This window comes from Ruegeria sp. D3, assembly GCF_056534465.1.
Genome location: NZ_JBQFPK010000001.1, coordinates 262,502 through 288,946, shown reverse-complemented (window position 1 = coordinate 288,946; position 26,445 = coordinate 262,502). Strand labels below are relative to the sequence as shown.

Genomic DNA, 26,445 nt, shown 5'->3' with positions numbered 1-26,445 from the left:
GCGTCAAGCCAACAATTCGGTGGTGATCTGAGCCGTTCCTTCAAGTGTCCTGTGAACGGGGCATTTGTCGGCAATCTCAAGCAACCTTGCGCGTTGTTCCTGATCCAGTGGGCCTTCCAACCGGATTTTGCGCCGGAACAGATCGACTTTGCCGTCGCCTATCAATCCGGCGTCCTGCGCGTGGACCTTGTTGTGACAGACATCGACCGTGATACCAGTTAAGGGCCACCGTTTACGGCGCGCATACATCCGTATGGTCATCGAGGTGCAGGCCCCCAAACCTGAAGACACGAAACCGTAGGGCGACATGCCCCGGTCAGTGCCGCCATAGGACGCGGGTTCGTCCGCGATTGCGTGGTGTCGGGGGCCGGACTGAATATCCTGCAAAAAGCCATTCGGATCAGCCTCGGTCACGCGGACGATGCCTTCGGGCGCGCCGGGCGGCGGGGCAGGCGGGTGGAGCGCGACATAGCGCGTCACCCAGGCTGCGATAACGTCCGCAGCATATTCAGCGTCCGAGGCGCGGGTGATCAGGTGGTCGGCGTCGTCCAGCGTGACAAAGCTTTTGGGATGCTTGGCAGTCAGGAAAATCTTGCTGGCGTTGTCGATGCTGACCGTTTCGTCCAGTGGAGCGTGCAAGATCAGCAGCGCCGCCTTCAGCTCTTTGATGGCGGGCGTCATTGCGGATTCCGAGATATCGTCAACAAACGCCTTGCCAATGCGGAAGGGTCGCGCACCCAATGTCACCTCGGCCGAGCCTTCTTGCTCGATCTCGGGCAGCGCTGCTTGGAAATGGTGCGATACATGGCCCGGATCGGCAGGCGCACCCAGCGTAACCACGGCCTTAACGCTGGGAATTCCAGCGCGCGCGCGCAGAACAGCGGCGCCGCCCAGCGAATGTCCGATCAGCAGAGACGGTGGCATGTCGCGCCTTGCTAGGTAATGCGACGCCGCGATCAAGTCCTCGACATTGGATGAGAACGTGGTGTTGGCAAACTCGCCATCGGAATGGCCCAGCCCGGTGAAGTCGAAGCGCAGAACAGCAATACCCATCCCAGCCAGACGAGCAGCGATCCTGCGGGCGGCGGGAATGTCTTTGGAGCAGGTAAAACAGTGTGCAAACAAAGCGGTGGCCAGAACCGGACCGTCCGGCAGGTCAAAGCGCGCAGCAAGTTGGTTGCCGTCGTGACCGGCAAAAGTAATACGTTCGGTGGGCATGGCAGTTCCTTACGTCGCGAGTTGCCTTAATACTGTGGGCTTACTTGGGGTCGCTCAACCCATTTGTCATGGCCGTCACGGGAAGGTGAGGAAAGATCGCCCCTATAGATCATGGCAGTTAAAGCAGAGAAGTTGAAGCATCACCAATTGTGATGAATAGACTTTCAAATATTCGATTTATTAAAGGAAGAACCTTCCCCATCTTGGGCTTGTGAAGCAAAGCAGCCAAGGAGGCAATCATGGCACATGTCACTTCCGCACCCCGTGGCGCAACACTGCGCCCAGACATTCTGATCGTTATCGCGTTGGCGGGGGTTATCGGTTTTTCAGCCGGTCAGAACTGGCCGAACACGCACTCGGCCAGCGCAGTGATGGCCGAGGACTGGCATGGTAACGTCAAGCGTTCGACCTGGCCGGATTAAAAGGTCAAACGAGCCCCATCAATTGGGCGTCAAAGGGATAGGTCGAAAGGTTCTCATACCCGTCTTCGGTGATGAGAACCTGATCTTCCAGTTTGATCGAGAAGTCCCCGCCCACTTCGCCGACGGCGGCTTCGACGCAAAGGACCATGCCGGGCTCAAGAGGGTAATCATACGCGCCCGGCACTGCCTTGTCCGGATAAGCGACCAGAGGCCATTCGTCACACAGCCCCACCCCATGCATCAGGCAACCATATTTCTGCGCCTGAAACTTGTCGTCCAGTCGATGACTGTTGGCCGTCAGTTCTGGGATCACGACGCCGGGTTTCAGCATCTCCATATTGGTCATGATATGCTCATGGGCGTGCTGCATGGCATAGATCATGTCGGGTCGCGGTTTTTGATCACCGATCCACCATGTGCGTGAAATGTCGATGCAAATCCCGTACGAGCCGATAAGATCCGTGTCGAAGGCGATGATCTCGTTGGCTTGCGTAATGCGCGGACCACATTCCTGAAACCAAGGATTCGTACGCTGCCCCGAGGCCAGCAGTCGGGTTTCGATCCATTCGCCTCCGCGCCGGATATTTTCAGCGTGAAGAATAGCCCAGATGTCGTCCTCGGACGTCTTGCCGTCGCCCACATTGGCACGGGCAAATTTCTCCATCTCGGCGACGGCTGTTTCGCAGGCGTGGTTCGCGCAGCGCATCGCCAGAATCTCATCCGGTCCTTTGATGGCGCGGGTTTTTTCGGTGACCTCTTCGCCTTCCATGATCTCGAACCCTTGCGCTTCCAAAGCGCGCAGCCCGTGCAACATGATTTTGTCGACAGCCAGCCGCATGTTGCCGCCACTATGTTCTTCGATCAGGGCGCGTACTTCGTTTGAGAACACATCTGCCGCCACATCCACCTTGTCGCCACGGTCGAAATAGAACAGATCCGCGCCAGAGCGCTGTTCGCGTACCAAGGGGTTGAAAGTCGAAAGAAACGGAGAATTCTTGTAGTCCCAGATCACCATGTAGCCGTCCGCACATAGCAGCACGGCACGAAACGGGTTATGTGTGTTCCACAGCTGCATGTTTGTGCTGTCGGTCGCATAGCGGATGTTGAGCGGGTCAAACATCAGCAAGCCGCCATAACCACGATCAACGACTGCTTGGGTCAGACGTTTCCATCGATATTCGCGCATTGATGCCAGATTGGGCAGGGTCAGGCCAGCGGCCTCCCATTCGGCAAAGGCCAGTTGTGTTGGGCCTATCTCAATCCGGTCCAAATCGTTTGGCGTACCGTCGCCAAGGGTCGCGCCCTTTGTCGGGTCGATCTTTCGACCATCGCGGTAGTGAGTGTTCATGGCGGCCCTCCCTGCCTATTTATTAAGCGTGGAGAATCATTGCGCTGTCGTCTTGATATTTTGCGACGGTCGGCTCGTCGCTTTTTGACCGACAACAGAATGGCGTGGTGGTAAGTCGACCTCATGACGATTTTGCAAAGCTCGATCCCGTACGACCCTCTTTCGGAAAGGCCCCTGCCTGGCATCCAACCTACCAGCATGGAGACGTGGCTGCATCGTGATGATGCCTTCGCCGCACAGATGCAACATCGAGGGGCGTTGCTGCGTGATCGTCGCGCTGACGTTTTGGCGCTGGATCCCGCCGCCGAGCCTGCCGCGCAAGAAGTGTTGGATCTGGTGCTTCACCACGCTTATCCGGGGTGTTCTTGCACTGTCATTAGACCGGATGGGCAAGAGGTTTGCATTGATCGCAAACACCCGATGGAGACTCTTTGCAATTTGGTGCAGGAGGATATTTGCATCCTGCAAAAGCGGGGTGAAGAGCACGTTCTGACCGGTGCAATCCTGTGCTTTCCGGCCAGTTGGCGATTGCCCGAGAAATTCATGCGTCCGTTGATCGACATCCACCTGCCAGTGGACAGATATGACGAAAACGTCGCGCGCCGCGTGCAACGCCTGTTTGATGGAATTCAACCCGGCCGACCACTGTGGCGTTATAATGCTTTGTGGTACGACAACGCCGAGTTGTACCAGCCGCGCAGTGCTCAAGAACCACGCCACATCAAGGACCCCGGTACTGCACCTTATTTACGAAGCGAGCGCCAAACCCTGCTGCGTCTTCCCAAATCGCAGGCAGTCATATTTTCGATCCACACATACGTTTTGGCAGCAGAGCGTCTGCGCAAAATAGAAAACCCCGCCTGATGGCGGGGCCTCCTAGGAGGGTCTTGTTTTGTGAGTTACATGCCCAAAGCGTTGGCAACGCCCGCGAAAGCCCCGCTTGTGCTGAGAGCAGAGATCGCTACGGAATAGGCAAGTACCTGGGTGTTCAGGCGAAAGTCTTCGCCCCTTATCAGGTTCACAGCGGCCATTGAGGCCGCGATCGGGACAGACACACTGGCCACGGCACCGGTTAGTCCCCAACTGGTCAGTCGCAGGATGTCACTTGGTTGTTCGTGGTCGAGGGGGGGCGTGTCCTCCCGATCTATTGGCTGCTTGATAGGTTCTGTCCGAAAAGCGATGCTGAGCAACTGCTCATCCGACAACTGGATCGGCCGGGCTGCCGGAGGCGGCGCCTTTTTTTGTGGCTCGTCCAGTGGGTCTTCCTCAATAGTGTCCAGCTCCGCAAATGGGCCAGAAACCGCCTCGAAAACTTGCTTTCTATTCCGCTTTTTTTTAGCGGGGGGCAGAGTGTCAAATGCACTCATGAATTGTTCGATGGTCAGAACCGTGTTGGGCGATAGCCACTCGACCCGTTTGGTCGCGCAAATGTCGACCATGCGATACAGGATCACCACCAGCATTAGTTCTGAGATTTCAGTGTCATCCAGCAATTCTGAGACGGGAGACACAGTTATTGTCAGTCGATTTTGCGGCAAGGTCACGGCGGGGCGCTTAATCGTTTTCAACCCGGCCGCGCGGTCCACACGTTCGATCCGCGTCTCGCTTGCTGGCACCTGAGTGTCCAGAGTCAGCCGCACAAGATACTGGCTGCAAACGATGCTGGCTTCGGTGGAATCGAGAACGCTTTTACGCTCTACCAGATGGCCATAATCTTCCAAAGTCGCAGCCACAATCGCGCTGAAACGCTCGATCGCACCATCGGTCTCGCCGTCAAACTGCAGGCCACCATGATAGCTGTTCTTCGGAGTCACTGCGCATTCCTCTGCCGCATGTTGTGTCGAAATACAGCCTAGCAAGGAAAATAGGGCAGATTTGGGCGCTAATGGAAAAAAATCACAAATTGCAAAGATTGATTACGCTCAGGAAACCTAGGCATTTTGGGGGCCGTTTAATGTTCATGGCAAGAATGTGACCAAAATGTGGGGCAGTTGCGCGGAAATGTGGCCAGGGTCAGCCGTCGATTCGGGCAGCCATTATCGCGATCGATTGTTGGTACACGGTGGCGGCATTCCATTGCTGGATGACCGCAAAGTTCGGCTGCCCCGGTTGGTAGCCGCGCCCCGGTTTCCAACCCTTTTTGCGCAAAAAGTTGGCTGTCGATGCCAGCGCGTCAGTCATGTTGTAAAAGTCGACGTTACCGTCACCTGTTGCGTCGACTCCATAGGTCAACGCATTGCCGGGTAGAAACTGTGTGTGCCCCAATTCGCCATGTTTCGCGCCCTTGGTGGCTGTCGTAATGCTGCCTTGATCGACCAGTTTTAGGGCACCAATTGCGTGGGGAATAAAGAACTCGGACCGACGACAATCATAGGCCAGCGTGGTGATAGCCGATACAACCTGACTGTCGCCCATAAAACCACCAAAGCCCGTTTCCATCCCATGGATGGCAATAAGAACACCTGCGGGCACTCCGTATTGCCGTTCGAGAGTGGCGTAAAACTGAGGGTTTCGTGCTTTTCGTTTGCGCCCTTGCGCGACGATTGTATCTGCTCCGCGTACTTGCATGAATTTGTCTAACGAGTACTTAAAGCTTTTCTGATTACGGTCTGCGGCAATTGTTCGGGTGGCATAGGTCGTTTGGGCCAATGCCTGAAGCCCCTTTTTCTTGACGCCAGCACGTTTTGCCTGTCGCGAGAAGTCCTTTTTCCAGGCTTCAAACCCGGCGCTGGTGTTTCCGCATTGGGCAGCAAGCCCAGCTGTAGGAAGGAAAACGGTCAGAGCAATTGCTAAGCGCAACATCATAATAATCCCAAAATACACACCCCAACCTTACGATGCGTCTTTGGTCTGGCAAAGGGCTTAGTACAGGTCCAACTCTCCGCTGTGCTTGAGGGCCTCAAACCACTCATCCGGCGTTTTGTTGATCTTGGCATGTTTGACCATCATGGCGTTCATGTTCGGAAGGTTGGACGAGTCCGGCCAGTCCTCGGGGCTCCACAGGTTCGCGCGGATCACGCATTTAGGGCAGTGCGCAAAAACAGTTTGCACCTTAATCAGAAGTGCAAGTTTGGGCGGTCGGGCTTGCACAGTCATCGAGGCCAGTAGTTTTGGATCAGCGCATATTTGGGCAGTTCCTCGGATACGCAGCGTCTCCATCTTTCCTGGCACGAAGAAGATAACACTGGCGCGTGGGTCTTTCAGGATGTTGTGAAAGGTATCCACCCGTTTGTTGCCGGGTCGGTCAGGGATGGCGATCAAGTCGTCCGACAGCACCTGAACAAAGCCACATGGATCCCCACGCGGGGATACATCCAGATGCCCGTCCGGATTGGCCGAGGCGATCAGGCAGAACGGTGAGGTCGCGATGAAGTCGCGGCACATCTGGTCAAGCGCGGGCAGTTCCTTGGCGATGATCTGGGGCAGGGGAGCGCCGGTGATCCGTTCCAGTTCTTCGGGTGTGGTCACGAAGTTGGTGAATTCGGCGTCCATGCGATCTCCTCCTGTCGCTAGTGTGGAAGATCACCCGGAATGAGACAAGGGCGCCCGGTTGGACGCCCTTGAAAGAACTTTCATCGAAAATTCTTGGATCAGCAGCTGTAGTACATGCCGTATTCTACAGGGTGCGGTGTGTGCTCGTAGGTTTCGACCTCTTCCATCTTCAGCGCGATGTAGCCGTCGATCTGGTCTTTGGTGAACACGTCGCCTTGCAGCAAGAAGTCGTGATCGGATGCCAGAGCTTCCAGCGCTTCGCGCAGCGAACCACATACGGTCGGGATGTCGGCCAGTTCTTCGGCCGGCAGATCGTACAGGTTCTTGTCCATGGCTTCGCCCGGATCGATCTTGTTCTTGATGCCGTCCAGACCAGCCATCAGCAGAGCAGCAAACGCCAGGTAGGGGTTCGCGGCTGGGTCGGGGAAGCGGGCCTCGACGCGCTTGGCTTTCGGGCTTTCGGTCCACGGAATACGGACACAACCCGAACGGTTACGGGCCGAATAGGCGCGCAGAACAGGTGCTTCGAAACCGGGGATCAGACGCTTGTAGCTGTTGGTCGACGGGTTGGTGAAGGCGTTCAGGGTCTTGGCGTGCTTCAGGATGCCGCCAATGAAGTAGATCGCTTCGTCCGACAGGTCAGCGTACTTGTCGCCAGCGAACAGAGGTTTGCCGTCTTTCCAGATCGACATGTTCACGTGCATACCGGTGCCGTTGTCACCTGCGATCGGCTTCGGCATGAAGGTGGCCGATTTGCCGTAGGCATGTGCAACGTTGTGGATGACGTATTTGTACTTCTGCAGCTCGTCGGCCTGCTTGGTCAGGCTGTCAAAGATCAGGCCCAGCTCGTGCTGGCAGGACGCAACCTCGTGGTGGTGCTTGTCCACTTTCATGCCCAGACGCTTCATGGTCGACAGCATTTCCGAGCGCAGGTCTTGCGCTTCGTCAACGGGGTTCACGGGGAAGTAGCCGCCCTTAACGCCCGGACGGTGGCCCATGTTGCCCATCTCGTATTCGGTGTCGGTGTTCCACGACGCGTCGGTCGCATCAACTTCGTAGGATACCTTGTTGATGCTGTTCGAGAAGCGGACATCGTCAAACAGGAAGAATTCTGCCTCGGGGCCCATGTAGGCAACGTCACCAATACCCGATGCTTTCAGGTAGGCTTCGGCTTTCTGGGCGGTGCCGCGTGGGTCACGCTCATAGGCTTCGCCGGTGTCGGGCTCAACGATCGAGCAGTGCAGGCAGATGGTCTTTTCTGCGTAGAACGGATCGACATAAGCGCTTTCGGTGTCGGGCATCAGTTTCATGTCCGATGCTTCGATCGACTTCCAGCCAGCGATCGACGAGCCGTCGAACATGAAGCCTTCTTCCAGGAAGTCTTCGTCAACCTGGTCCGACATGATGGTGACGTGCTGAAGCTTGCCGCGCGGGTCGGTGAAGCGGATGTCGACGTATTCTGCGTCTTCATCACGGATCAGCTGAAGAACTGCGTCCTTGCTCATACTCTATTTTCCTCTGATTGGAGTGTTCGATTACAGCGCTTCCGAGCCGGTTTCACCGGTCCGGATGCGAATGGCTTGCTCAACGGGCGACACAAAGATCTTGCCGTCGCCGATCTTGTCGGTCTTAGCGGCCGAAACGATGGCGTCGATGGCAGCATCGACCTGATCGTCGTCCAAAACGACCTCGACTTTCACTTTGGGCAGAAAGTCGACGACATATTCCGCGCCACGATAGAGTTCGGTGTGGCCTTTCTGACGGCCAAAGCCTTTGACCTCGATCACACTGAGACCCTGGACGCCTACGTCCTGCAGCGCCTCTTTTACTTCGTCCAGCTTGAACGGTTTGATGATCGCTTCGATCTTCTTCATACCGGGCTCCCTTTAACTCTTGTAAGGATGGCAGTGATCACGTCTAAGATCGGGCGGCAATCGGATTGCGAATTTGGCCCCGTTTGGCTGTTGGGAAAATGGGCTTAGGTTTAAATTTTAATCAGGTTGCACAAAAAGTAATCGAAATTGAATCGACCGGGAATTTTGAGATGACGAAACTGCTGACGGCTGCTCAGATGCGGGCCATCGAACAGGCCGCGATTGAGTCTGGTGAGTTGACCGGACTGGAGCTAATGGAGCGGGCCGGGCAGGGCGTTGTCGACGCGATTTATGAGGAGTGGCCCGAGTTCAAGGATCGAGGGGCCAGCCCCTCGAGCTCCCCCTCGAGCTCCCCGAGGTATTTGAGGCCAGATGAAAGGGATCCGCTGCGCGCCGTGGTGTTGTGCGGGCCAGGGAACAATGGCGGTGATGGGTTTGTTGTTGCGCGTCTGCTGCATGCGTTGGGGTGGAACCTTGAGGTGTTTCTGTACGGGGATGCTGAGAAGCTGCCGCCGGATGCGCGAGTGAATTATGAGCGTTGGATGGAGTTGGGGGCCGTCAAAGCTCGAAAGATTGATCCACCACCCTTGGTGGATGAGTATCTGCCTTTCCCGGATCATTTGGACCTGATTGTCGATAGCTTGTTTGGAACCGGTTTGACTCGTCCTTTTGGGGGGGCGTTTAGCCTTTTGGCTCAAGAGGCGGTGAAAACTTTGCTAACAAAGAAAGGTGTTCGGGTTGTGTCCGTAGACACACCGAGTGGATTGTGCGCAGACAGCGGTCGGGCGATAGGCTCCGCAATTTCGGCTGATTTGACCGTTTCATTTCATACTAGAAAGATTGGTCATCTAATCGCGGATGGTCCCCGATATTGTGGGAAGACTGTTGTGGCTGGCATTGGGCTGCCGTCACTGGAAAAGCCTGATTCAGCGGCCCGAAGTGCTTTGGTTAAGCTCTACGATCAGGAAAAACTGGTTCGGGTGCTGTGTACGGAAGCAGATCAAAGCAACTTGCCACAGTATCTCTTCAAAAAGCTTTACGAGCATAAATACTCCCACGGTCACGCCCTGATCCTCTCAGGCGGCGCTGCGCAAACTGGAGCTGCGCGGTTAGCGGCGAGGGGGGCTTTGCGGATTGGGGCTGGGTTGGTGACGCTTGGGGTGCCGGGCTCGGCTCAGATGGAGGTGGCGGCGCAGGTGACGGCCGTGATGGTGCAACGCGTTGATGGGGCCGAGGGGTTTGCGGATGTGCTGGGCGACGAGCGGTTGAATGCGCTGTGTCTTGGGCCTGGAATGGGGTTGGAGCGGGCGCGCGAACTGGTGCCGGTTGCGTTGCAGGCCAAGCGGTCGACCGTGCTGGATGCGGATGCTCTGACGGCGTTTGCAGATGATCCGGCGGCCCTGTTTGGGCAGTTGCACGAGAATTGCGTTCTGACCCCGCATGGGGGCGAATTTGCGCGCCTGTTCCCGGATATTGCCGAGAAATTGGCGGCTACGCCAACCAAAGGCCCGGCCTATTCCAAGGTGGACGCCACGCGCGAAGCCGCCAAGCGGGCGAGGTGTGTGGTTCTGTTCAAGGGGCCAGACACGGTGATTGCCGCGCCGGATGGGCGATGTTCGATCAATGCTGCTGTCTATGATCGTGCTGCACCTTGGTTGGCTACGGCCGGGTCAGGGGATGTTCTGGCAGGGTTCATCACGGGCCTTTCGGCGCGCGGGTTCAGTCCGATGCAGGCGGCGGAAACGGGCGCTTGGCTGCATGTGGAATGCGCGTGCAACTTTGGTCCGGGTCTGATCGCCGAGGATTTGCCCGAGCAGTTGCCTACTGTTTTGAAAAAGATCGAAGCCTGATCCGCTTTGAGGCAGGCTTGTATTGCTGTCTGTCTCTTCCGCGTCGCGGGAACCTAGTCACCAACAATTTTAGACAAAAGACGGTCAAAACAAGGCTGATCGGGCAGTTGCCTCTTGCACGCGGGGGGCTGGGCAAATAGAAGGCGTCAAATTTGCCCGGCGCGCCGTTTTGCGCGCCCCGAATCCTATGGGGACTACCATAATGCAGGTTACCGAGACGCTGAACGAAGGTCTGAAACGCGGCTATAACATTGTCGTATCCGCCGCCGAGCTGGACGACAAAGTGAATGAGAAACTGGTTGAAGCGCAGCCAGAAGTCGAAATGAAGGGTTTTCGCAAAGGCAAGGTGCCGATGGCGCTGCTGAAAAAGCAGTTCGGCCAGCGTCTGCTGGGTGAAGCGATGCAGGAAAGCATCGACGGTGCGATGAACAAGCATTTTGAAGACAGCGGCGATCGTCCGGCCCTGCAGCCCGAGGTCAAGATGACCAACGAGGACTGGAAAGAAGGCGACGACGTCCATGTCGAAATGTCCTATGAGGCTCTGCCCGCGATCCCCGAGGTTGACCTGAAATCAGTCGAGCTGGAAAAACTGGTCGTCAAAGCCGATGACGCAGCCATCGAAGAGGCGCTGAACAACCTGGCCGAAACCGCGCAGGATTTCAAAGCGCGCCGTAAAGGCTCGAAAGCCAAGGATGGCGACCAGATCGTATTCGACTTTGTCGGCAAGGTTGACGGCGAAGAATTCGAGGGTGGCTCGGCCGAAGACTACCCGTTGGTTCTGGGCTCAAACAGCTTCATTCCCGGTTTCGAAGAGCAGCTGGTTGGCGTTAAAGCCGAAGAAGAAAAAGACGTTAACGTCACCTTCCCGGCTGAATACGGTGCCGAGCATCTGGCCGGAAAAGACGCTGTTTTCACCTGCACCGTGAAAGAGGTGAAAGAACCCGTCGCTGCAGAAGTGAACGACGAGCTGGCCACCAAGTTTGGCGCTGAAGACCTGGATGCCCTGAAGGGCCAGATCGCCGAGCGTTTGGAAGCCGAATATGCTGGCGCTTCGCGCGCAGTCATGAAGCGTGCCCTGCTGGATGCGCTGGACGAGAAAGTCTCGTTCGACTTGCCGCCGTCGTTGGTTGAGGCGGAAGCCAAACAGATCGCACACCAGCTGTGGCACGAAGAAAACCCGGACGTTGAAGGTCATGACCACGATCCGATTGAACCCACCGACGAGCACAACACATTGGCCGAGCGCCGCGTGCGTTTGGGCCTGCTGTTGGCCGAGCTGGGGCAGAAAGCCGAAGTTGAAGTCACCGATGCCGAGATGACTCAGGCGATCATGAACCAGGCACGTCAGTACCCGGGTCAGGAACGTCAGTTCTTTGAGTTCGTGCAGCAGAACGCTCAGATGCAGCAGCAACTGCGTGCCCCGATTTTTGAGGACAAGGTCATCGACTACATTGTCGAGCTGGCTCAGGTCACCGACAAGGACGTCAGCAAAGACGACCTGCAGAAAGCTGTCGAGGCTTTGGAAGAGGAATAATTCTCTTTCGCCCCTTTCGGGCAAGCAAGATAAAACGCGGAGCCGTCTGGAAACAACGGCTCCGCTTGAGTGGCTTACGCTATGAGGTGAGGGGGTCAGGCCTCATGAGCGAAAGCGCGGGGGGTACTCAGCAGAGCGAACTTCTGCTCTGGCGTAAACTTATCCGAAAGTTCTTCAATCAGCCTCAGAACAGCGTCAACTTCGTCTTTCGAGGTGGCTGCACCCATTTGTTCCACAAAGTACTTTTCGAGCTGATTGAGCGGCTTACGGTCGTAGTTTGCAGCCTTGGGCGCTGCTTTGGTCGTGTCGAACAACGTGCGTGCTTGTTCGTCGCTTAGAAACACATCGTGCGCGATTCCTGCATATTTCCGAATTCCGGAAATCCTTTCGTCCGAGCAATCCATAAGTGCGGCCATGGCAACAACTTTGCCCATTGGTTTGGCAGAGCCTAAATAGTCATACGGAGCGTTACCAGACCGTTGCAGAACCCGGTTCATGACAGGATCAATCACAGCGATCGAATCCAGCACTCCTGCCATCTTTGCGTATTCGAACGACCCTATCATGACCTCGCTGGTTACGTACGAGACCGAGTTTTCGCCCCTGCCACGCCCCAGTTTCTTTGTGTCGACGCAAAAACGGGTTGCTTCCCACACTTGCGCGCTGCGCAGAGGCGGTTCGCCGTCCAGGATCGAGTTAAACACGTCTGCCAGCATATGTGGCCCCGTGGTCTGCAGCAACCGCATGCAGCCTACGACGTCCCCCTCGTCGTTTAGGCTGACCACGTGTGCAGGATTAAGCGTATCAAATTTGTCGACTTCCCGACCGTCGCGGATGTTCACATCCCACCCCAAGCGGTCGCCGAAAACGCGCGCGCGCAGTTGATACATTTCGTCCAAGACGTCTTTGAATTTATATTGGTTTATACCATCAATCACGATGATCATTTCCATCCCCCTACAGATTGGTTACCGTGAATGGAAAATTAACCAAGTTATGATCTGAGACTATTGGGGGTTTCCCGTAGAGAAGCGGTTTTTTGGTTAACCAGGGGCGATTATTCCAAGTCCTATGGCGCGACCAATCGCCTGTGGCGTGGTCAAAGCCCCGAGTTTCTCGCGGCCGGACCTAACGTGAACTTCAACTGTGCGGTGCGAGATCGAAAGAATATCGCCGATGTCCTGTTGCGACTTCCCTTCCGCTACCCATTGCAAAATCTCTTTCTCACGCGTGGACAGGGTTGGCAGATACAGGGCTTTTGCCAAAAGCCCGGACTGCATGACGGTGTCATGCGCCTGGACTGCCGCCAACTGCAGGTCTCCCATAACGTGTCGCTTCAGTCTTTCCCATTCCTCATCCGAGCAGTTGCGGGTCACGTTCAGCAAGCCACATTCGCCATAGGGACCCCGGACCGGAACGGTCAGCCCCCGCGGGGTAATTCCAAAGTCGTGGGCATCTTTGAAAACCGTGTGAAACTTTTCATCTTGGCTAAAACGACTCCAGTCCACCGGTGCGATGCTAAGCATGGATTGGTACAAAGTTGGATCGAAGTGATGAAACCCTTGGCTTCCGTAGTGGATCTTCCATTCGTCGGGGTAATTTGCATAGCCCTGAACATCCCCTTTGACGGGGTTGAAAGTTGCATAGGATGCGTAATCAAAGCCAAGTTCGTTGCAAACGGCATTGATAATGTCCGCCGCAGACCTTTCTTCTTGTTCGATCCTGGCTAGGTCGATGAGCTTCAAGTGTCTAACCTTCGTGATAACTATCCTCTCCCCAGAGCATAGTCGTATCTGTCCAAATTAAAGCATACGTTGCGTCACCTTGATGATGTGACGCGAGCAAATAGTTCGCTTTGCATGGTGTTAATGCAGTGAAATGGCAATAGATACGTAGGAATTGGCCTGTTTTTGCAGCGGTATTTTGCGGATTGTTGCCGACTGCAGGACAAGTTGTCTCACTCGGGTTTCAACCCAGTCTCGACCAGCAATCCGCGGGCCTTGGCCTCAGGCCAATAGCCCTTGGCATAAAGGAAAATCGCGCGCTGCTGATCGCCGTCGGACAACAACCATGCTCCGCGTAGGTATTTGCCCGCAAATTCCAGATTGGTATCGGCGTCCAACAGGCCCTGTGGGTCACCACTGTAACCCATGGACCGGGCTGTTGCCGGAAGGATCTGCAACAGGCCATAATAGGGACGGTTCACCGCCCACGGCCGGTGTGTGCTTTCTCGGATGGCGAGCTTGTGAACCAACTCTCGCGGGAGCTCGTAGTGATCGGCCCATTTGTTGATCGAGGCCCGCAACTCGGGCGTCTCATTGGGATAAAGCGGAGGATCAAATGCGGCACGTGTCGGGGTGTCCGGGCTTCCGCATGCAGCAAGAGGCGCGGCGAGCAACAGGGCAATCAGATTACGGCGCATGATTTTGGTCATCGAGATCTCCGGCGTTTGTCGCGATACTAGGAAACTTGGTTTCGTCCGCAAGGGTAGCGGAAGATTCCGGCTGAAATATGCCGTTGGGACCTTGAATGAAAAAAGGCCGCGCATGATGACGCGGCCTTTCTCAAATCCAGTGAAGAAGATCAGGCTTTTGCTTCGTCTTCTTCCGCAGCTGGTGCTTCGTCAGCAACCAGGTCATCGTCGTCCGACGCGGCCGAACCGATGTCGTCGAACAGCTCGGCGATTTCGAATTCAGCGGCTGCTTCTTCTTCGGCAGCCAGTTCCTGGATCGACTTGCCCGAAGCTTGCAGTTCGGCTTCTTCTTCCGAACGGGCGACGTTCATCTGAATCTCGACTTCGACCTCGGGGTGCAGTTTGACTGCGAGCGAGTGCAGACCCAGTTCCTTGATCGGTGCGATCAGGGCGATCTGTTTCTTGTCGACGGTGAAGCCAGCTTCGGTCGCGGCCTCTGCGGCGTCACGCGGAGTCACCGAGCCGTACAGAGCGCCAGCATCCGATGCCGAGCGAATCACGATGAACTGCTGACCGTCCAGCTTTTCAGCCAGTGCTTCAGCTTCTTTCTTGGTTTCCAGGTTGTGCGCTTCAAGCTGCGCCTTGCGGGCTTCGAACGAGGCGATGTTCGACTCGGACGCGCTCAGGGCTTTGCCTTGGGGCAGCAGGAAGTTACGGGCGTAGCCGGGCTTGACGTCAACGACGTCGCCCATCTGACCCAATTTCGCAACGCGTTCCAGCAGGATAACTTGCATGTCAGTCTCTCCTTACTTAACGGCGTAGGGCAGCAGGGCGAGGAAGCGGGCGCGCTTGATAGCACGGGCCAGTTCACGCTGCTTTTTCGCCGAAACGGCGGTGATGCGCGAAGGTACGATCTTGCCACGCTCAGAGATGTAGCGCTGCAGCAGACGGGTGTCTTTATAGTCGATCTTCGGCGCGTTATCGCCCGAGAACGGGCAGACCTTGCGGCGGCGGAAAAATGGTTTTGCGGCCATGGTTTAATGTCCTTTCGTCAGGCGTTGATCAACGGCGCTCGCGGCGGCCTTCGCGCTCGTCGCGCTTCTGCATCTGGACCGAGGGGCCCTCGGCATGTTCGTCGACCTTGATGGTCAGAACGCGCATGACGTCTTCGTGCAGGCGCATCAGGCGCTCCATTTCCTGAACCGCGCCAGCAGGCGAGTCGGTTTTCAGGAAGGCATAGTGGCCTTTGCGGTTTTTGTTGATCTTGTAGGCCATCGTCTTGACACCCCAGTACTCGCTTTCGACGACGTTGCCGCCGTTGTCAGCCAGAACGGTGCCGAAGTGTTCGACGAGGCTTTCTGCCTGCGCGTTGGACAGATCCTGACGCGCGATCATTACATGCTCATACAGTGGCATGTGCACTCCTGTTTATATCAAGGCGCATTTCATAGGCGGGGCCATCTGGTCCTTCGCGACCCTGCCACGAGAGGCTGCGCGATTCATACGATTAGCGAAGGATGGCCCCGTATACACGTTTATTGCGACGGGGCAAGTCCCGTCACATATGCCTTGGTGAAGTCGTGCTATTTTCACTGCGACGCCCAATTCCTGACGCTTTTCAATTCGATCTTAACTCTCATACCGGGACAATAACCGGACACACCGGACCCAAGTCGGCAACCTGAGAAACAGGGTGAGAGAAATGACCGCGATTAATACGAATACACTCGAACAGACCGCGTCAAACGCGAGTTTTGAGAAATCCGTTCCAGTTCTGATCGCGTTCGCGCCGAACTGGAAAGTCCGCATGATCCTGGCGCGCATGGTTGGTGCGTTCCTGATTGTGATGGCATTTTCAATGTGGCTCGCTCCGGGCTCTGCCATGGCCACCGAAGTCTGGCCGATCAAACTGGCCGCGTCGCTTGCCTTTCTTGTTGTCGGTGTCAGTCTTCTGACCATTCAGGTGATGGATGCCCGTCCTGATGCGTATTTCGATCCGATCCGCCGTGAGGTGCGCGTTTTGCAAAAGAACGAAAACGGTCGGCCCCAGACTGTTCTGCGCCGCAGCTATGATACGCTGGGTGGTGCCAAGTTCAGCGATGATCAGGTCGAGCTGTTCGACGTGGACGGCAGCTTGTTGATGAAGCTGCCGTTGCAATCGGCGGATGTCAGCCGAGCGCTGAAGGGCCAACTGAGTGGAAGTGTAACAATCTTCGCCTGATTTTTATTCTGTTCATATAGGAACAGAAGTTGTGAGAGAATAAAGCTTGTGTGCCGCCCTTGGGCGGCACATTTTTGTTATCGAGCAACCCAACAGGTTTGCATCCACAACAATGCGGAGTTTGTCATGAAATCCACCCTTCTTGCTGCTGCACTGGCCGTGTCGGCGACTTCGGCGTTTGCCAGCGCCGAGAAATACGTTCTGGACCCAAGCCACAGCCAGGTCATCTTCAACTACAATCACCTTGGTTTCTCGACGACCTATGGCATGTTCTCGGGTTTTGAAGGCGAGATCATGTTCGATCAGGAAAACCCGGCAGCGTCCAGCGTGTCTGTGTCTATGCCAGTCGTTGAGATGTTCACCGGTTGGAAACCGCGTGAAGATCACTTTATGACCGAAGATTTCTTTGGCGTGACCGAAGGCGACCTGATCTCATTCACGTCGACCGGGATCGAAGTTACTGGTGAGAACACCGCCAACATCACCGGAGATCTTACCATGAACGGCGTTACCAAGTCGGTCGTGCTGGACGCCAAACTGAACCAAGTCGGAGAACACCCGATGGCTGGCAAACCTTGGGCCGGTTTCGACGCAACAACCACTCTGATCCGCAGCGATTTTGATCTGGGCCAGTTTGCCCCGTTCGTCAGCGACGAAGTTCAAATCCAGATTTCGGTTGAGGCGCAGAAAGCAGAATAAACCGCTTTTATCTGTTGAAATTGAAACCGCCGGAGTGCAGGCTCCGGCGGTTTTCTTTTACTCGCCGCGTGCCGCGATCAAGTCTACCAAAACGATGACCGTGAACCCCAGTGAGTCCTCGGTAGGCTGCGAGGTGCCGACGTCGAAATCCATTCGGTTCAACTCCAACTTGCCGGACACTGTGGCGGTATCTTCCTGCAGATTCAGAGTGAAGGGCAACACCACGTCGACAGATTTGTCGCGAATGGTCAGAGGCCCGCGTGCCTCGTACCCGGTTTCGGTCTTGAACAGATCGGCTGTGAATTGCGCCGTAGGGAATTGCGCGCTGTCGAAGAAATCAGCCCCCATTGCCTGTCCGCTGACTGTGCCGAGGCTTAGAGAAGGGATTGAGATCGTTACATTAGCCGATCCAGCCAAACCGGGTTCCGCTGGGTCGTCAAACGCGATGGCAGCAGTCCAGTCGGCGAAACTGCCAGTTACGGGACTGCCTAATTGGCTAATGGTGATACCCAATGTGCCTTCTTGTACCTGCCACTCCGATTGTACCTCGGCCAGTTCGGCGGTGTCGGTATGGGCGTGAGAGTGATGGCTGAATGCGCCGATTCCCCAGCCGCCGATCAACACGGCACCCCAGACAACCAGCGCGGCAAACGCCGGTGTTGCCGAATGATGCTGAGCTGGAGGTTCCGGTGACTGCGCAGAACCGGGCAGCATACGCCTCAACGTGCTGTCCTTGTCGATGACATGGTGTTTCACCGCCCCGGCAATGTGCAGCACTAGAGAACCGCCAAGCGTCCATACGAAAAGCCAATGTAGGCTGGCGGTGAATTCGGCCAGATGCTCGGATTTGGGGACCAAAGGCAGGTTTTGCCCAAATGGCCAAAGGATCGGCGCAAATCCCTCGGCCGCCGCGTGGTGAATCCATCCGGTCAGCGGCACCAATACCAATGAGCCGTACAGTAGCCAGTGTACGGTTTCCGCGGCAAAAGCTTCGGGCTTGTTGTCGGCGTTCAGAAGGCCGGGTTTGGTTTGCGTCAGGGCCCACAGGATGCGTGCGAGGGCGACGAAAAAGACGGCCACGCCGACAGTCTTGTGTAGCGAGAACAGGCGCGCTGCACGTGAGATGTCATCTTCTGTCGTTGGGACGTTCGGATCATAGATCGCCTGAGCCAGTTCGTTGGCAAAATACCCCAGAGGGAACGCGGTAAAGATCAGCAATGCGGTCAGCCAGTGGAAGGCCTTGGTGACACTGCCATAGCTTGAGAATGTATTGGTCGAGGGCATCTGGCGCTCCGGGGGTTAGGTGGCTTTGCTCAAACTAAAGCCATGGGATCAGGACTCAAGGGGGCAGGGCGCACAGCTACGGTGCCTTTGTGCAGAGATCAGGCAGTGCTTGTGCCGCGCGGTTACACAGTTTACACCCCGCCGCAACCTAACGTCATCCAAGAGGTTGCAATGACACGCGCATTTGTTTTCCCGGGGCAAGGTGCCCAGACCATCGGAATGGGCAAAGCTCTGGCCGAGGCTTACCCTGCCGCACAGGCGGTGTTTGACGAGGTGGACGAAGCCTTGGGCGAAAAGTTGAGCAGCCTGATCTGGGACGGTGATATTGCCGAGCTGACCCTGACGCAAAACGCACAGCCGGCACTGATGGCCACGTCCATGGCGGCGATGCGGGCGCTGGAGGCCGAGGGCGTCTCGATCACAGATGCAGTCTTTGTTGCCGGGCATTCGTTGGGGGAATATTCCGCGCTGGCCGCTGCTGGTGCGCTGACGGTTGCGGATACTGCGCGTCTTCTGCGCACCCGCGGTCAGGCGATGCAAAGCGCTGTGCCAGTGGGCGAAGGTGCGATGGCGGCGATCCTTGGGCTGGACCTTGAGGCTGTGCGCGCCGTGGCGGATGAGGCCGCGCAGGGTGAAGTCTGTCAGGCCGCAAACGACAATGACCCGACACAGGTTGTGGTCTCTGGCGCGAAGGCTGCTGTGGAACGCGCGGCCGAGATTGCCAAGGAAAAGGGCGCCAAGCGCGCGGTCATGCTGCCTGTCAGCGCGCCCTTCCATTGTGCCTTGATGCAGCCTGCTGCTGACGTGATGGCCGAAGCTTTGGCAGGGGTTGAAATCAAAGCGCCTGCCGTGCCGCTGATTGCTAACGTGCGCGCCGAAGCGGTCAACGCCCCTGACCTGATCCGGCAGTTGCTAATCGAGCAGGTCACCGGCTCGGTTCGCTGGCGTGAAAGCGTGCAGTATATGGCCGCGCAGGGCGTGACCGAGACGTGGGAGATCGGGGCGGGGAAAGCTCTGTCCGGGATGATCCGCAAAATCGACCGTTCGATCGCGGGTAAAGCTGTCGGCACGCCGGATGACGTGCAGAATGTGACTCAAGCCGAATCGTAAGATACCGCGCGTCGCGTGGCGCGTAGCTAAAGGATAAGAGAATGTTTGATTTGACAGGTAAGAACGCACTGATCACCGGTGCCTCGGGCGGGATCGGTGGTGAGATCGCGCGCTCTCTGCATGCCGCAGGCGCTACGGTGGCGCTTTCGGGCACGCGTGTTGAACCGCTGGAGGCGCTGGCCGCCGAACTCGGCGATCGTGCCCATGTGCTGCCCTGTAATCTGAGCGACCCTGAGGCTGTGGCCGCCCTGCCAAAGCAGGCGGCGGATGCGATGGGGTCGGTCGATATTCTGGTCAACAACGCGGGTATCACGCGTGACAACTTGTTCATGCGCATGTCGGATGACGAATGGCAGAGCGTAATCGACGTTAACATGACCTCGACCGCGAAACTCTGCAAAGGCGTGCTGCGCGGCATGATGAAGGCGCGTTGGGGCCGGATCATCAACATCTCGTCCGTGGTGGGCGCGACGGGCAACCCCGGTCAGGCGAACTATGCCGCGTCCAAGGCGGGGATGGTCGGGATGACCAAGTCGCTGGCATACGAGGTCGCAAGCCGCGGAATCACGGCCAATGCGGTGGCGCCGGGCTTTATCACCACGGCGATGACCGACAAGCTGACCGACGATCAGAAGTCGGGCATCCTGGGTCAGGTTCCGGCCGGACGTATGGGGGACGCGTCGGAAATTGCCGCGGCAGTTCTGTACCTTGCCAGCCCCGAGGCCGGATATGTGACCGGAACCACCTTGCATGTAAACGGCGGCATGGCCATGTTGTGACCACCTGTCGGGGCAGGCGCGAAAGCGTTTGCCTTGGGCGTTGTCTGTGCTATAGGCGGCGCATCAATTCGGGGGTCGGCCGTAGGGTCGGCCTTCTAGTTTCCCGGCAATCGGGAACCCAAACCGCCCAGACGGGCACATCAAGGCCAGCCTGAGCGGGCAAGGGCAGAACCGGGCACTATGCCCTGAAATGGAATGAGGAATAGACATGAGCGACGTCGCAGATCGCGTTAAGAAGATCGTTGTTGAGCACCTGGGTGTTGAAGAAGACAAAGTAGCGGAAAACGCTTCCTTCATCGACGATCTGGGCGCAGACAGCTTGGACACTGTTGAGCTGGTCATGGCCTTCGAAGAAGAGTTCGGCATCGAGATCCCCGATGACGCAGCCGAGACCATCCAGACCTTTGGCGACGCCGTCAAATTCATCTCTGAAGCGTCCTAATACCTTAGAGAATCCTAAAAAGCGGCGCTTCCGGGCAACGGAGGCGCCGTTTTTTGTTGCGTGGACGTTATTCGGGCTTGTCAGAGGCTGTTTTCGTCCGCACCCTTTCCGCTGAGGCAAAAAAATTCAGAGCGGGCAGGGCATGATACGATCCACCCCGATGATAAACACGGCTCGCTTGACGCTCTGCGCCATGCGGCCTGAGGATTTCAACCGGTTCGCCGAGATCTGGCGCAATCCGTGTGTCGTGCGGCATATCGGGGGCAAGCCACGGTCGCGCGGCGAAGCCTGGGATTCGTTCTTGCGCAATGCGGGGCATTGGCAGATGGCCGGATTCGGCCAATGGGCTGTAATTCAGCAATCGAATCGGCAGATGATCGGACAGGCCGGGTTTTTCTACGGCAATCGCGCGCTGGGCGAGGATTTCGACGACTTTCCCGAAGCAGGTTGGGTGCTTGCCCCAGAAGCCCAAGGGCAGGGCATGGGCCTTGAGGCCGCGCAGGCCGCCCATGACTGGTTCGACCGGATTATGCCCGGTCCATTGGTTGCAATGGTAAATTCCGACAACTTGGCTTCGCAAAAACTGGCGGCGCGGTTGGGATATGTCGAAATGCGCGAGGATGATTTTCAGGGGTCTCGTGTGTGCCTGTTGCGGCGAAACGGTCCTCCGACGCGGCACTGACAGTGCAGTTTGCGATGCCGCAAAAAGTCCGCAGTTTGCCGAAACTGGTAATTTCGCGGACCGGTACTGCGTGTATGCTGATCCCATGTGCAAAGGATTGAGCGGAGGATCAGGCTCATGAGGATTTACCCCACTATGGAATTGCAGAACGGCCGGTGTGTCACGCTGGACAAGGGCCGTCTGGACGAAGCTATGATCTGGCATGTGAACCCTGCCGAAACAGCCCGTAGCTGGGCGGCCGCAGGGGCGGAATGGATGCACCTGACAGATTTCGACGCCATCGAAGGGCGTGATACCAATTCGGAACTGGTCGAAGAGATCATCCGGTCAGCCGAAATCCCGGTGCAGTTGGCTGGCGGTATGCGCACGCGCGAACAGGTAGAACGCTGGATTGACAAGGGAGCGGGCAGGATCGTCATCGGGACGTTAGCTGCCTGGGACCCCAATCTGGTGAAGGAATTGGCCAAGCTGTATCCGGATCAAATCGTTCTGGCTGTTGATGTCTGGCAGGGCTACGTCATGACAGAGGGGTGGCGCAGCCAAAGCGCCTTTACGCCGGACGCATTTGTCGAAGCATTTGCAGACACGCCTTTTGCGGCCATTCTGGTGACCGATATTGATAGCGATATGAGCGATGTCGAAGCTCAGCTGGGTCTGATTTCCGGGTTGGCAGAAAAGTCACGCACGCCGATTATTGCCAGTGGCGTGGTGCGCTCTGCCGACGATATCTCACGGCTGGCCTACATCCCGAATATCTCGGGTGCGCTGGTTGGGCGCGCGCTATTCCGCAAGACATTGGAACTGTCCGATGCGTTGGAGGTTGCCACCGCTGCGCATGAACCGGTCGCAGAGTTCCAATAATCGAAGACCAACCCAAGGACGCCGCCCTTTCAAGCTATAGCAAGGGCGGTTTTCCGCCTTTTATGCTGTTTGCCAGTGTGCCGATACCAAGATGGCGCGAACAGCTTTCCGGCGGAATGTACCCTTGCTCTTGCCCCCACACCCCGGGCCGGGGTATGAGCGTTTCTTAAACACGAAGCAGGCAAGAGGCACTTCATGCGCAGAGTCGTTGTAACCGGTCTGGGATTGGTCACTCCGTTGGCCAGCGGGGTCGAGGAAACCTGGTCGCGGCTGCTGGATGGAGAATCCGGCGCTGGTCCGATCACTCAGTTTGATGCCGAAGGCAGTGGGGTCACAACGACCTACGCCTGCGAAGTCCCGCGCGGGGACGGCACCAATGGGACGTTTAACCCCGACGATTGGATGCCGCCGAAAGAGCAGCGCAAGATCGAGGATTTCATCCTGTATTCCATCGCAGCGGCCGATATGGCCTGCGAAGATGCGGGTTGGATGCCCGAAGATGAAGAAGCGCGCTTACGCACCGGAGTCCTGATCGGCTCCGGGATTGGCGGTCTTGGGTCCATTGCGGAAACAGCCAATCTGATCCGCGACAAGGGTCCGCGCCGCGTCTCACCATTCTTTATTCCGGGTGCACTGATCAACCTGGCCTCTGGGCAAGTGTCGATCCGACGTGGGTTTAAGGGGCCAAACCATTCGGTTGTAACGGCCTGTTCGACTGGTGCGCATGCCATCGGTGATGCAAGCCGCATCATCCGCGCAGGTGATGCGGATGTCATGGTTGCTGGCGGTGGCGAAGGCTGCATCTGCGAGATCGGCATCGCGGGCTTCAATTCGTGCAAAGCGCTTTCCACTAAATTTGCCGATGACCCCAAGAAAGCCAGCCGTCCGTATGACATTGATCGTGACGGTTTTGTCATGGGTGAAGGCTCTGGGATCGTGGTCCTGGAGGAATACGAGCACGCCAAGGCGCGTGGTGCGAAGATTTATGCCGAGGTTCTGGGCTATGGCATGTCTGGTGACGCCTATCACATCACCGCGCCTAGCGAAGATGGCGATGGGGCTGAACGCTCGATGCAGGCCGCGCTGCGCAGCGCGGGCCTTGAGCCCAAAGATCTGGACTATATCAACGCGCATGGTACTTCGACCATGGCGGATACCATTGAATTGGGCGCGGTCGAGCGTTTGCTGGGCGATCATGCGTTGAATGCAACGATGAGCTCGACAAAATCCGCAACGGGTCACTTGTTAGGTGCTGCAGGCGCGATTGAGGCGATCTTCTCGATCCTCGCAATTCGTGACCAGGTTGCGCCTCCGACGATCAACTTGGATAACCCGGCGGTTGAAACTCCGATCGACTTGGCCCCTAACGCCAAGCGCGAACGCAAGATCGATGTGGCGCTTTCAAACTCTTTCGGCTTTGGCGGCACCAATGCCAGCGTGATCTTCGGAAAGGTCAGCTAAATGTGGCGGGCCCTGGCATCTAACATGCTGACCATTCTAGTGGTCGGCTTGTTCTTGATGGGTGGTCTGATCCTGTGGGGGCAGTCGCGGTACAAAAGCGAAGGCCCGTTGGAAACGGCGATCTGTTTGAGGGTCGAACGCGGATCGAATATGGGCGAGGTCAGCCAGCTTCTGCAGGATCAGGGTGCAATCAGCAGTGCCACGGTCTTTCGTATGGCGGCGGATTACACTGACCGGTCCCAGCAGTTGAAGGCTGGCAGCTTTCTGGTGCGCGAAGGCGCGTCGATGGAACAGATCATCAACGAAATCACCAGCAGTGGCGCCAGCACCTGCGGATCTGAGATCGAATATCGCATCGGTGTGACCCGTATCCAGACCCGTGTGCGTGAACTGAATCCTGCCACTCTGGCCTTTGACGAAATTGCATCTTTTGACGTCACCGATGAAGACGTGCCCGCCGCGTATACTGAGAAAAGCGAAGATGCGGACACGCGCTATCGCGTTTCAGTTGCCGAGGGCGTGACCTCGTGGCAGGTGGTTGAAGGTTTGAAACAGATTGGGGCCTTGACCGGCGAAGTGACTGAGATTCCGGCCGAAGGGATGTTGGCGCCTGACAGCTACGACATCGCGCGCGGAACTGATCGGATGGCCGTGCTGAAGGGGATGCAGGACAAGCAGCAACTTCGGATCAACGCGATCTGGGAAAGCCGTCAAGGTGATCTACCGATCTCGAACCCCGAAGAAATGCTGATCCTTGCCTCGATCATCGAAAAAGAAACCGGTGTTCCACATGAGCGTGGGCAGGTGGCCAGTGTGTTCGTCAACCGTTTGGAGCGCGGCATGAAGCTGCAAACCGACCCGACGGTGATCTATGGCGTTACCAAGGGACAAGGCACGTTGGGACGCGGATTGCGTAGGAGTGAACTTCGTCGGGCAACCCCTTGGAATACTTATGTGATTGACGGCTTGCCGCCGACGCCAATTGCCAATCCGGGGTTGGCCAGTCTTGAGGCCGCCGTAGCACCGGAGGAGACAGACTATGTGTTCTTCGTGGCGGACGGAACAGGGGGGCACGCTTTCGCGGAAACGCTGGACGAGCACAACCGAAACGTCGCCAAGTGGCGCGAGATTGAAGCCCAGAGGAACAGCTCGGGCAACTAAAAAAGGGCCGCGTCCGAAACGCGGCCTTTTTTAATTATGCTGCTGGACGCCTGCGTGGGCGGCGCCGTTTAGAGGCGGCGGGTTTGGGCCCGGACTTAGCCCCTTGTGGCTTACGCGCCCGGAAACCGCCCTGTTTGCGTGGCTTCTTGGGCTCGGCGAATTCAGGCATAGTTCCGCTGGCGACCGGAATGTCGATTTTCATCAGCTTTTGGATTTGCTTCAGCTGGTCCAGCTCATCCGGGGCGCAGAAAGCGATGCCCTCACCCTCGCGCCCTGCGCGGGCCGTGCGGCCAATGCGGTGGACATAATTGTCAGGCACTTCTGGCAGGTCATAGTTGATCACGTAAGCGACGCCTGGAATGTCGATGCCACGCGCGGCAACGTCGGTTGCGACCAGCACATTGACCTCGCCAGCGCGGAAGGCTTTGATTGCCCGGTCGCGCTGACCTTGGCTTTTGTTGCCGTGGATTGAAGCCGCGTTGAACCCGTCTTTGACGAGGTCTTTCATCAGCCGCTCGGCCCCGTGTTTGGTGCGCGAGAAGACCAACGTCAGAGCGTCCATATCGGCGGAGAGGATTTCACGCAGCTTGCGAGGCTTGTCCGCCCGCGACAGGAAGTGAACGGACTGAGTGATCTTGTCCGCTGCTTTACCCGGGGGCGAGACCTGAATGCGCTGCGGGTTGGTGAGGTAAGACTGGCTCAGCTCTTCCATCTGTTTCGGCATGGTGGCCGAGAACAGCATCGTCTGGCGCGGCGTGCCCAATGCGGGTGCGATTTTTCGGAGCGCATGGATAAAGCCCATGTCCAGCATCTGGTCGGCCTCGTCCAGCACCAGATGGCGCACTGAACCAAGGTCGACGGCTCCGCGCTCCATCAGGTCGATCAAACGGCCTGGGGTGGCGACCAGAATATCGGTGCCGCGCGACAGGAAGGAAATCTGCTTACCGATGGATTGGCCACCGACAACGGTGGCGACGCGTAGTTTTGTCTTTTGCGTGAGGGCACGCAGGCTGTCCGCGATCTGGTTCACCAGTTCGCGCGTCGGAGCAAGGATCAGAGCCTTGACCGTCTTGGGTGCAGGTTTGGCCGGTTGCGCAAGCAGGTGATCAATCAGCGGCAGGCCAAAGGCCAGCGTTTTACCGGTGCCGGTCTGGGCCAGACCAAGAATGTCATGTCCATTCAGCGCCATCGGGATGGCCTGGTTTTGGATCGGGGTAGGTTGGGTAAAGTTCGCCCGTTTCAGGGCGTCGTTCAAAGCCGGGGCAAGGCCCAGCATGTCAAAGTCGAACACGTAATAATCCTTTGATATCCGCAGCTTTGAGCGCGGATGCGTGTGACCGCGCAAAAGCACGGCAGGCAGGGTTTAGCGAGACCTCGGGACGCACAGGCGTATCCTGCACCGTCCGGCCGTCGCATCAAGAACCCTGCGTGAAGGGGAACCAGGAGAGATATGGTGCGCCGGTGGGGCTAAGGCCCGAATGCTCACGCGGCGGCGCTGATGGCGTGCACATGAGGGTTGGCGCGGGCATTGTCAAGTATTTGTCTGATGGACTGGCGGTCGGAGTTCTAAATTCTGCTGGCGTTCTCAATCAGT

28 protein-coding genes are annotated in these 26,445 nt (G+C 57.0%); 13 read left to right on the top strand and 15 right to left on the bottom strand.

What is annotated here, in order from left to right:
* Positions 1–3: 3 nt before the first annotated feature.
* The gene (locus ACR0DX_RS01420) at positions 4–1,218 is read right to left on the bottom strand and encodes a bifunctional alpha/beta hydrolase/OsmC family protein (protein ID WP_170354538.1); all 1,215 of its coding nucleotides are present in this window, start codon (positions 1,216–1,218) and stop codon (positions 4–6) included.
* 239 nt (positions 1,219–1,457) lie between these two features.
* Here ACR0DX_RS01420 and ACR0DX_RS01415 point away from each other — a divergent pair, with 239 nt between their 5' ends.
* Complete coding sequence (locus ACR0DX_RS01415) at positions 1,458–1,640, top strand: hypothetical protein (RefSeq protein WP_480844953.1); 183 nt, start codon at positions 1,458–1,460, stop codon at positions 1,638–1,640.
* Between the two features lie 4 nt (positions 1,641–1,644).
* Here the strand turns inward: ACR0DX_RS01415 and dddP are convergent, their stop codons facing one another.
* Entirely contained in the window at positions 1,645–2,988 is a 1,344-nt protein-coding gene (gene dddP / locus ACR0DX_RS01410) for a dimethylsulfonioproprionate lyase DddP (protein ID WP_480844951.1), read from the bottom strand.
* Positions 2,989–3,111: 123 nt separating this feature from the next.
* Between dddP and ACR0DX_RS01405 the strand changes: the two genes are divergently transcribed.
* Positions 3,112–3,852: a heme-dependent oxidative N-demethylase family protein gene (locus ACR0DX_RS01405; protein WP_170354536.1), complete on the top strand. Its 741-nt coding sequence runs from the start codon at positions 3,112–3,114 to the stop codon at positions 3,850–3,852.
* Between the two features lie 35 nt (positions 3,853–3,887).
* On the opposite strand, the gene ACR0DX_RS01400 is transcribed toward ACR0DX_RS01405, so the two are convergent.
* From ACR0DX_RS01400 to ACR0DX_RS01380, 5 genes are all read right to left on the bottom strand, one after another.
* Entirely contained in the window at positions 3,888–4,802 is a 915-nt protein-coding gene (locus ACR0DX_RS01400) for a hypothetical protein (RefSeq protein WP_480844949.1), read from the bottom strand.
* Positions 4,803–5,001: 199 nt separating this feature from the next.
* Positions 5,002–5,793: a lytic murein transglycosylase gene (locus tag ACR0DX_RS01395; protein WP_480844947.1), complete on the bottom strand. Its 792-nt coding sequence runs from the start codon at positions 5,791–5,793 to the stop codon at positions 5,002–5,004.
* Between the two features lie 57 nt (positions 5,794–5,850).
* Complete coding sequence (locus ACR0DX_RS01390; protein WP_170354534.1) at positions 5,851–6,480, bottom strand: MSMEG_1061 family FMN-dependent PPOX-type flavoprotein; 630 nt, start codon at positions 6,478–6,480, stop codon at positions 5,851–5,853.
* Between the two features lie 98 nt (positions 6,481–6,578).
* Entirely contained in the window at positions 6,579–7,985 is a 1,407-nt protein-coding gene (gene glnA / locus ACR0DX_RS01385; protein WP_170354533.1) for a type I glutamate--ammonia ligase, read from the bottom strand.
* Positions 7,986–8,015: 30 nt separating this feature from the next.
* Positions 8,016–8,354, bottom strand: a complete 339-nt coding sequence (locus ACR0DX_RS01380) for a P-II family nitrogen regulator (RefSeq protein ID WP_170354532.1) — start codon at positions 8,352–8,354, stop codon at positions 8,016–8,018.
* A gap of 170 nt (positions 8,355–8,524) precedes the next feature.
* On the opposite strand from ACR0DX_RS01380, the gene ACR0DX_RS01375 reads away from it, so the two are divergent.
* Positions 8,525–10,204 carry an NAD(P)H-hydrate dehydratase gene (locus ACR0DX_RS01375; RefSeq protein WP_170354531.1) on the top strand — a complete coding sequence of 560 codons (1,680 nt, stop codon included), beginning with the start codon at positions 8,525–8,527 and terminating at the stop codon, positions 10,202–10,204.
* Between the two features lie 202 nt (positions 10,205–10,406).
* Entirely contained in the window at positions 10,407–11,738 is a 1,332-nt protein-coding gene (tig, locus tag ACR0DX_RS01370; RefSeq protein ID WP_170354768.1) for a trigger factor, read from the top strand.
* A gap of 95 nt (positions 11,739–11,833) precedes the next feature.
* On the opposite strand, the gene ACR0DX_RS01365 is transcribed toward tig, so the two are convergent.
* The 6 genes from ACR0DX_RS01365 to rpsF form a co-directional block, all read right to left on the bottom strand.
* Complete coding sequence (locus ACR0DX_RS01365) at positions 11,834–12,685, bottom strand: acyl-homoserine-lactone synthase (RefSeq protein WP_170354530.1); 852 nt, start codon at positions 12,683–12,685, stop codon at positions 11,834–11,836.
* Positions 12,686–12,781: 96 nt separating this feature from the next.
* Positions 12,782–13,483 carry a helix-turn-helix transcriptional regulator gene (locus ACR0DX_RS01360; RefSeq protein WP_170354529.1) on the bottom strand — a complete coding sequence of 234 codons (702 nt, stop codon included), beginning with the start codon at positions 13,481–13,483 and terminating at the stop codon, positions 12,782–12,784.
* Positions 13,484–13,695: 212 nt separating this feature from the next.
* The gene (locus ACR0DX_RS01355) at positions 13,696–14,172 is read right to left on the bottom strand and encodes a transglycosylase SLT domain-containing protein (RefSeq protein ID WP_170354528.1); all 477 of its coding nucleotides are present in this window, start codon (positions 14,170–14,172) and stop codon (positions 13,696–13,698) included.
* Positions 14,173–14,321: 149 nt separating this feature from the next.
* A complete protein-coding gene (gene rplI, locus ACR0DX_RS01350; protein ID WP_170354527.1) occupies positions 14,322–14,945 on the bottom strand; it encodes a 50S ribosomal protein L9 in 624 nt (207 codons plus the stop codon).
* 12 nt (positions 14,946–14,957) lie between these two features.
* Complete coding sequence (gene rpsR, locus ACR0DX_RS01345; protein ID WP_005982441.1) at positions 14,958–15,185, bottom strand: 30S ribosomal protein S18; 228 nt, start codon at positions 15,183–15,185, stop codon at positions 14,958–14,960.
* A 28-nt stretch (positions 15,186–15,213) separates the two neighbouring features.
* Positions 15,214–15,567 (bottom strand): 30S ribosomal protein S6, encoded by a 354-nt coding sequence (gene rpsF, locus ACR0DX_RS01340; RefSeq protein WP_170354526.1) that lies wholly within the window; start codon positions 15,565–15,567, stop codon positions 15,214–15,216.
* 286 nt (positions 15,568–15,853) lie between these two features.
* On the opposite strand from rpsF, the gene ACR0DX_RS01335 reads away from it, so the two are divergent.
* Entirely contained in the window at positions 15,854–16,372 is a 519-nt protein-coding gene (locus ACR0DX_RS01335; RefSeq protein ID WP_170724420.1) for a hypothetical protein, read from the top strand.
* Positions 16,373–16,498: 126 nt separating this feature from the next.
* Positions 16,499–17,071, top strand: coding sequence for a YceI family protein (locus tag ACR0DX_RS01330; protein ID WP_170354524.1), 573 nt, complete (start codon positions 16,499–16,501; stop codon positions 17,069–17,071).
* Between the two features lie 57 nt (positions 17,072–17,128).
* Here the strand turns inward: ACR0DX_RS01330 and ACR0DX_RS01325 are convergent, their stop codons facing one another.
* On the bottom strand, positions 17,129–18,355 hold the full coding sequence (locus ACR0DX_RS01325) for a cytochrome b/b6 domain-containing protein (protein ID WP_170354523.1): 1,227 nt from the start codon (positions 18,353–18,355) through the stop codon (positions 17,129–17,131).
* Positions 18,356–18,526: 171 nt separating this feature from the next.
* Between ACR0DX_RS01325 and fabD the strand changes: the two genes are divergently transcribed.
* The 7 genes from fabD to mltG all read left to right on the top strand — a co-directional run bounded on the left by fabD (position 18,527) and on the right by mltG (position 24,851).
* On the top strand, positions 18,527–19,465 hold the full coding sequence (gene fabD, locus ACR0DX_RS01320; RefSeq protein WP_170354522.1) for an ACP S-malonyltransferase: 939 nt from the start codon (positions 18,527–18,529) through the stop codon (positions 19,463–19,465).
* Positions 19,466–19,506: 41 nt separating this feature from the next.
* Complete coding sequence (fabG, locus tag ACR0DX_RS01315) at positions 19,507–20,244, top strand: 3-oxoacyl-[acyl-carrier-protein] reductase (RefSeq protein WP_170354521.1); 738 nt, start codon at positions 19,507–19,509, stop codon at positions 20,242–20,244.
* A 208-nt stretch (positions 20,245–20,452) separates the two neighbouring features.
* Positions 20,453–20,686, top strand: coding sequence for an acyl carrier protein (locus ACR0DX_RS01310; protein WP_008756330.1), 234 nt, complete (start codon positions 20,453–20,455; stop codon positions 20,684–20,686).
* A gap of 142 nt (positions 20,687–20,828) precedes the next feature.
* Entirely contained in the window at positions 20,829–21,368 is a 540-nt protein-coding gene (locus tag ACR0DX_RS01305) for a GNAT family N-acetyltransferase (RefSeq protein WP_170354520.1), read from the top strand.
* 117 nt (positions 21,369–21,485) lie between these two features.
* Entirely contained in the window at positions 21,486–22,229 is a 744-nt protein-coding gene (locus ACR0DX_RS01300; protein WP_170354519.1) for a 1-(5-phosphoribosyl)-5-[(5-phosphoribosylamino)methylideneamino] imidazole-4-carboxamide isomerase, read from the top strand.
* A 195-nt stretch (positions 22,230–22,424) separates the two neighbouring features.
* On the top strand, positions 22,425–23,690 hold the full coding sequence (fabF, locus tag ACR0DX_RS01295; RefSeq protein ID WP_480844940.1) for a beta-ketoacyl-ACP synthase II: 1,266 nt from the start codon (positions 22,425–22,427) through the stop codon (positions 23,688–23,690).
* Positions 23,691–24,851 (top strand): endolytic transglycosylase MltG, encoded by a 1,161-nt coding sequence (mltG, locus tag ACR0DX_RS01290; RefSeq protein WP_170354517.1) that lies wholly within the window; start codon positions 23,691–23,693, stop codon positions 24,849–24,851.
* 34 nt (positions 24,852–24,885) lie between these two features.
* On the opposite strand, the gene ACR0DX_RS01285 is transcribed toward mltG, so the two are convergent.
* Positions 24,886–26,142, bottom strand: a complete 1,257-nt coding sequence (locus ACR0DX_RS01285; RefSeq protein ID WP_170354516.1) for a DEAD/DEAH box helicase — start codon at positions 26,140–26,142, stop codon at positions 24,886–24,888.
* Positions 26,143–26,445: the final 303 nt, after the last annotated feature.

What these genes read in the sequence shown, in the direction of transcription:
- ACR0DX_RS01420 (WP_170354538.1), bottom strand. Translation starts at nt 1,218, where the DNA reads ATGCCCACCGAACGTATTACTTTTGCCGGTCACGACGGCAACCAACTT.
- ACR0DX_RS01415 (WP_480844953.1), top strand. Translation starts at nt 1,458, where the DNA reads ATGGCACATGTCACTTCCGCACCCCGTGGCGCAACACTGCGCCCAGAC.
- dddP (WP_480844951.1), bottom strand. Translation starts at nt 2,988, where the DNA reads ATGAACACTCACTACCGCGATGGTCGAAAGATCGACCCGACAAAGGGC.
- ACR0DX_RS01405 (WP_170354536.1), top strand. Translation starts at nt 3,112, where the DNA reads ATGACGATTTTGCAAAGCTCGATCCCGTACGACCCTCTTTCGGAAAGG.
- ACR0DX_RS01395 (WP_480844947.1), bottom strand. Translation starts at nt 5,793, where the DNA reads ATGATGTTGCGCTTAGCAATTGCTCTGACCGTTTTCCTTCCTACAGCT.
- ACR0DX_RS01390 (WP_170354534.1), bottom strand. Translation starts at nt 6,480, where the DNA reads ATGGACGCCGAATTCACCAACTTCGTGACCACACCCGAAGAACTGGAA.
- glnA (WP_170354533.1), bottom strand. Translation starts at nt 7,985, where the DNA reads ATGAGCAAGGACGCAGTTCTTCAGCTGATCCGTGATGAAGACGCAGAA.
- ACR0DX_RS01380 (WP_170354532.1), bottom strand. Translation starts at nt 8,354, where the DNA reads ATGAAGAAGATCGAAGCGATCATCAAACCGTTCAAGCTGGACGAAGTA.
- ACR0DX_RS01375 (WP_170354531.1), top strand. Translation starts at nt 8,525, where the DNA reads ATGACGAAACTGCTGACGGCTGCTCAGATGCGGGCCATCGAACAGGCC.
- tig (WP_170354768.1), top strand. Translation starts at nt 10,407, where the DNA reads ATGCAGGTTACCGAGACGCTGAACGAAGGTCTGAAACGCGGCTATAAC.
- ACR0DX_RS01365 (WP_170354530.1), bottom strand. Translation starts at nt 12,685, where the DNA reads ATGATCATCGTGATTGATGGTATAAACCAATATAAATTCAAAGACGTC.
- ACR0DX_RS01355 (WP_170354528.1), bottom strand. Translation starts at nt 14,172, where the DNA reads ATGACCAAAATCATGCGCCGTAATCTGATTGCCCTGTTGCTCGCCGCG.
- rplI (WP_170354527.1), bottom strand. Translation starts at nt 14,945, where the DNA reads ATGCAAGTTATCCTGCTGGAACGCGTTGCGAAATTGGGTCAGATGGGC.
- rpsR (WP_005982441.1), bottom strand. Translation starts at nt 15,185, where the DNA reads ATGGCCGCAAAACCATTTTTCCGCCGCCGCAAGGTCTGCCCGTTCTCG.
- rpsF (WP_170354526.1), bottom strand. Translation starts at nt 15,567, where the DNA reads ATGCCACTGTATGAGCATGTAATGATCGCGCGTCAGGATCTGTCCAAC.
- ACR0DX_RS01335 (WP_170724420.1), top strand. Translation starts at nt 15,854, where the DNA reads ATGACCGCGATTAATACGAATACACTCGAACAGACCGCGTCAAACGCG.
- ACR0DX_RS01330 (WP_170354524.1), top strand. Translation starts at nt 16,499, where the DNA reads ATGAAATCCACCCTTCTTGCTGCTGCACTGGCCGTGTCGGCGACTTCG.
- ACR0DX_RS01325 (WP_170354523.1), bottom strand. Translation starts at nt 18,355, where the DNA reads ATGCCCTCGACCAATACATTCTCAAGCTATGGCAGTGTCACCAAGGCC.
- fabD (WP_170354522.1), top strand. Translation starts at nt 18,527, where the DNA reads ATGACACGCGCATTTGTTTTCCCGGGGCAAGGTGCCCAGACCATCGGA.
- fabG (WP_170354521.1), top strand. Translation starts at nt 19,507, where the DNA reads ATGTTTGATTTGACAGGTAAGAACGCACTGATCACCGGTGCCTCGGGC.
- ACR0DX_RS01310 (WP_008756330.1), top strand. Translation starts at nt 20,453, where the DNA reads ATGAGCGACGTCGCAGATCGCGTTAAGAAGATCGTTGTTGAGCACCTG.
- ACR0DX_RS01305 (WP_170354520.1), top strand. Translation starts at nt 20,829, where the DNA reads ATGATACGATCCACCCCGATGATAAACACGGCTCGCTTGACGCTCTGC.
- ACR0DX_RS01300 (WP_170354519.1), top strand. Translation starts at nt 21,486, where the DNA reads ATGAGGATTTACCCCACTATGGAATTGCAGAACGGCCGGTGTGTCACG.
- fabF (WP_480844940.1), top strand. Translation starts at nt 22,425, where the DNA reads ATGCGCAGAGTCGTTGTAACCGGTCTGGGATTGGTCACTCCGTTGGCC.
- mltG (WP_170354517.1), top strand. Translation starts at nt 23,691, where the DNA reads ATGTGGCGGGCCCTGGCATCTAACATGCTGACCATTCTAGTGGTCGGC.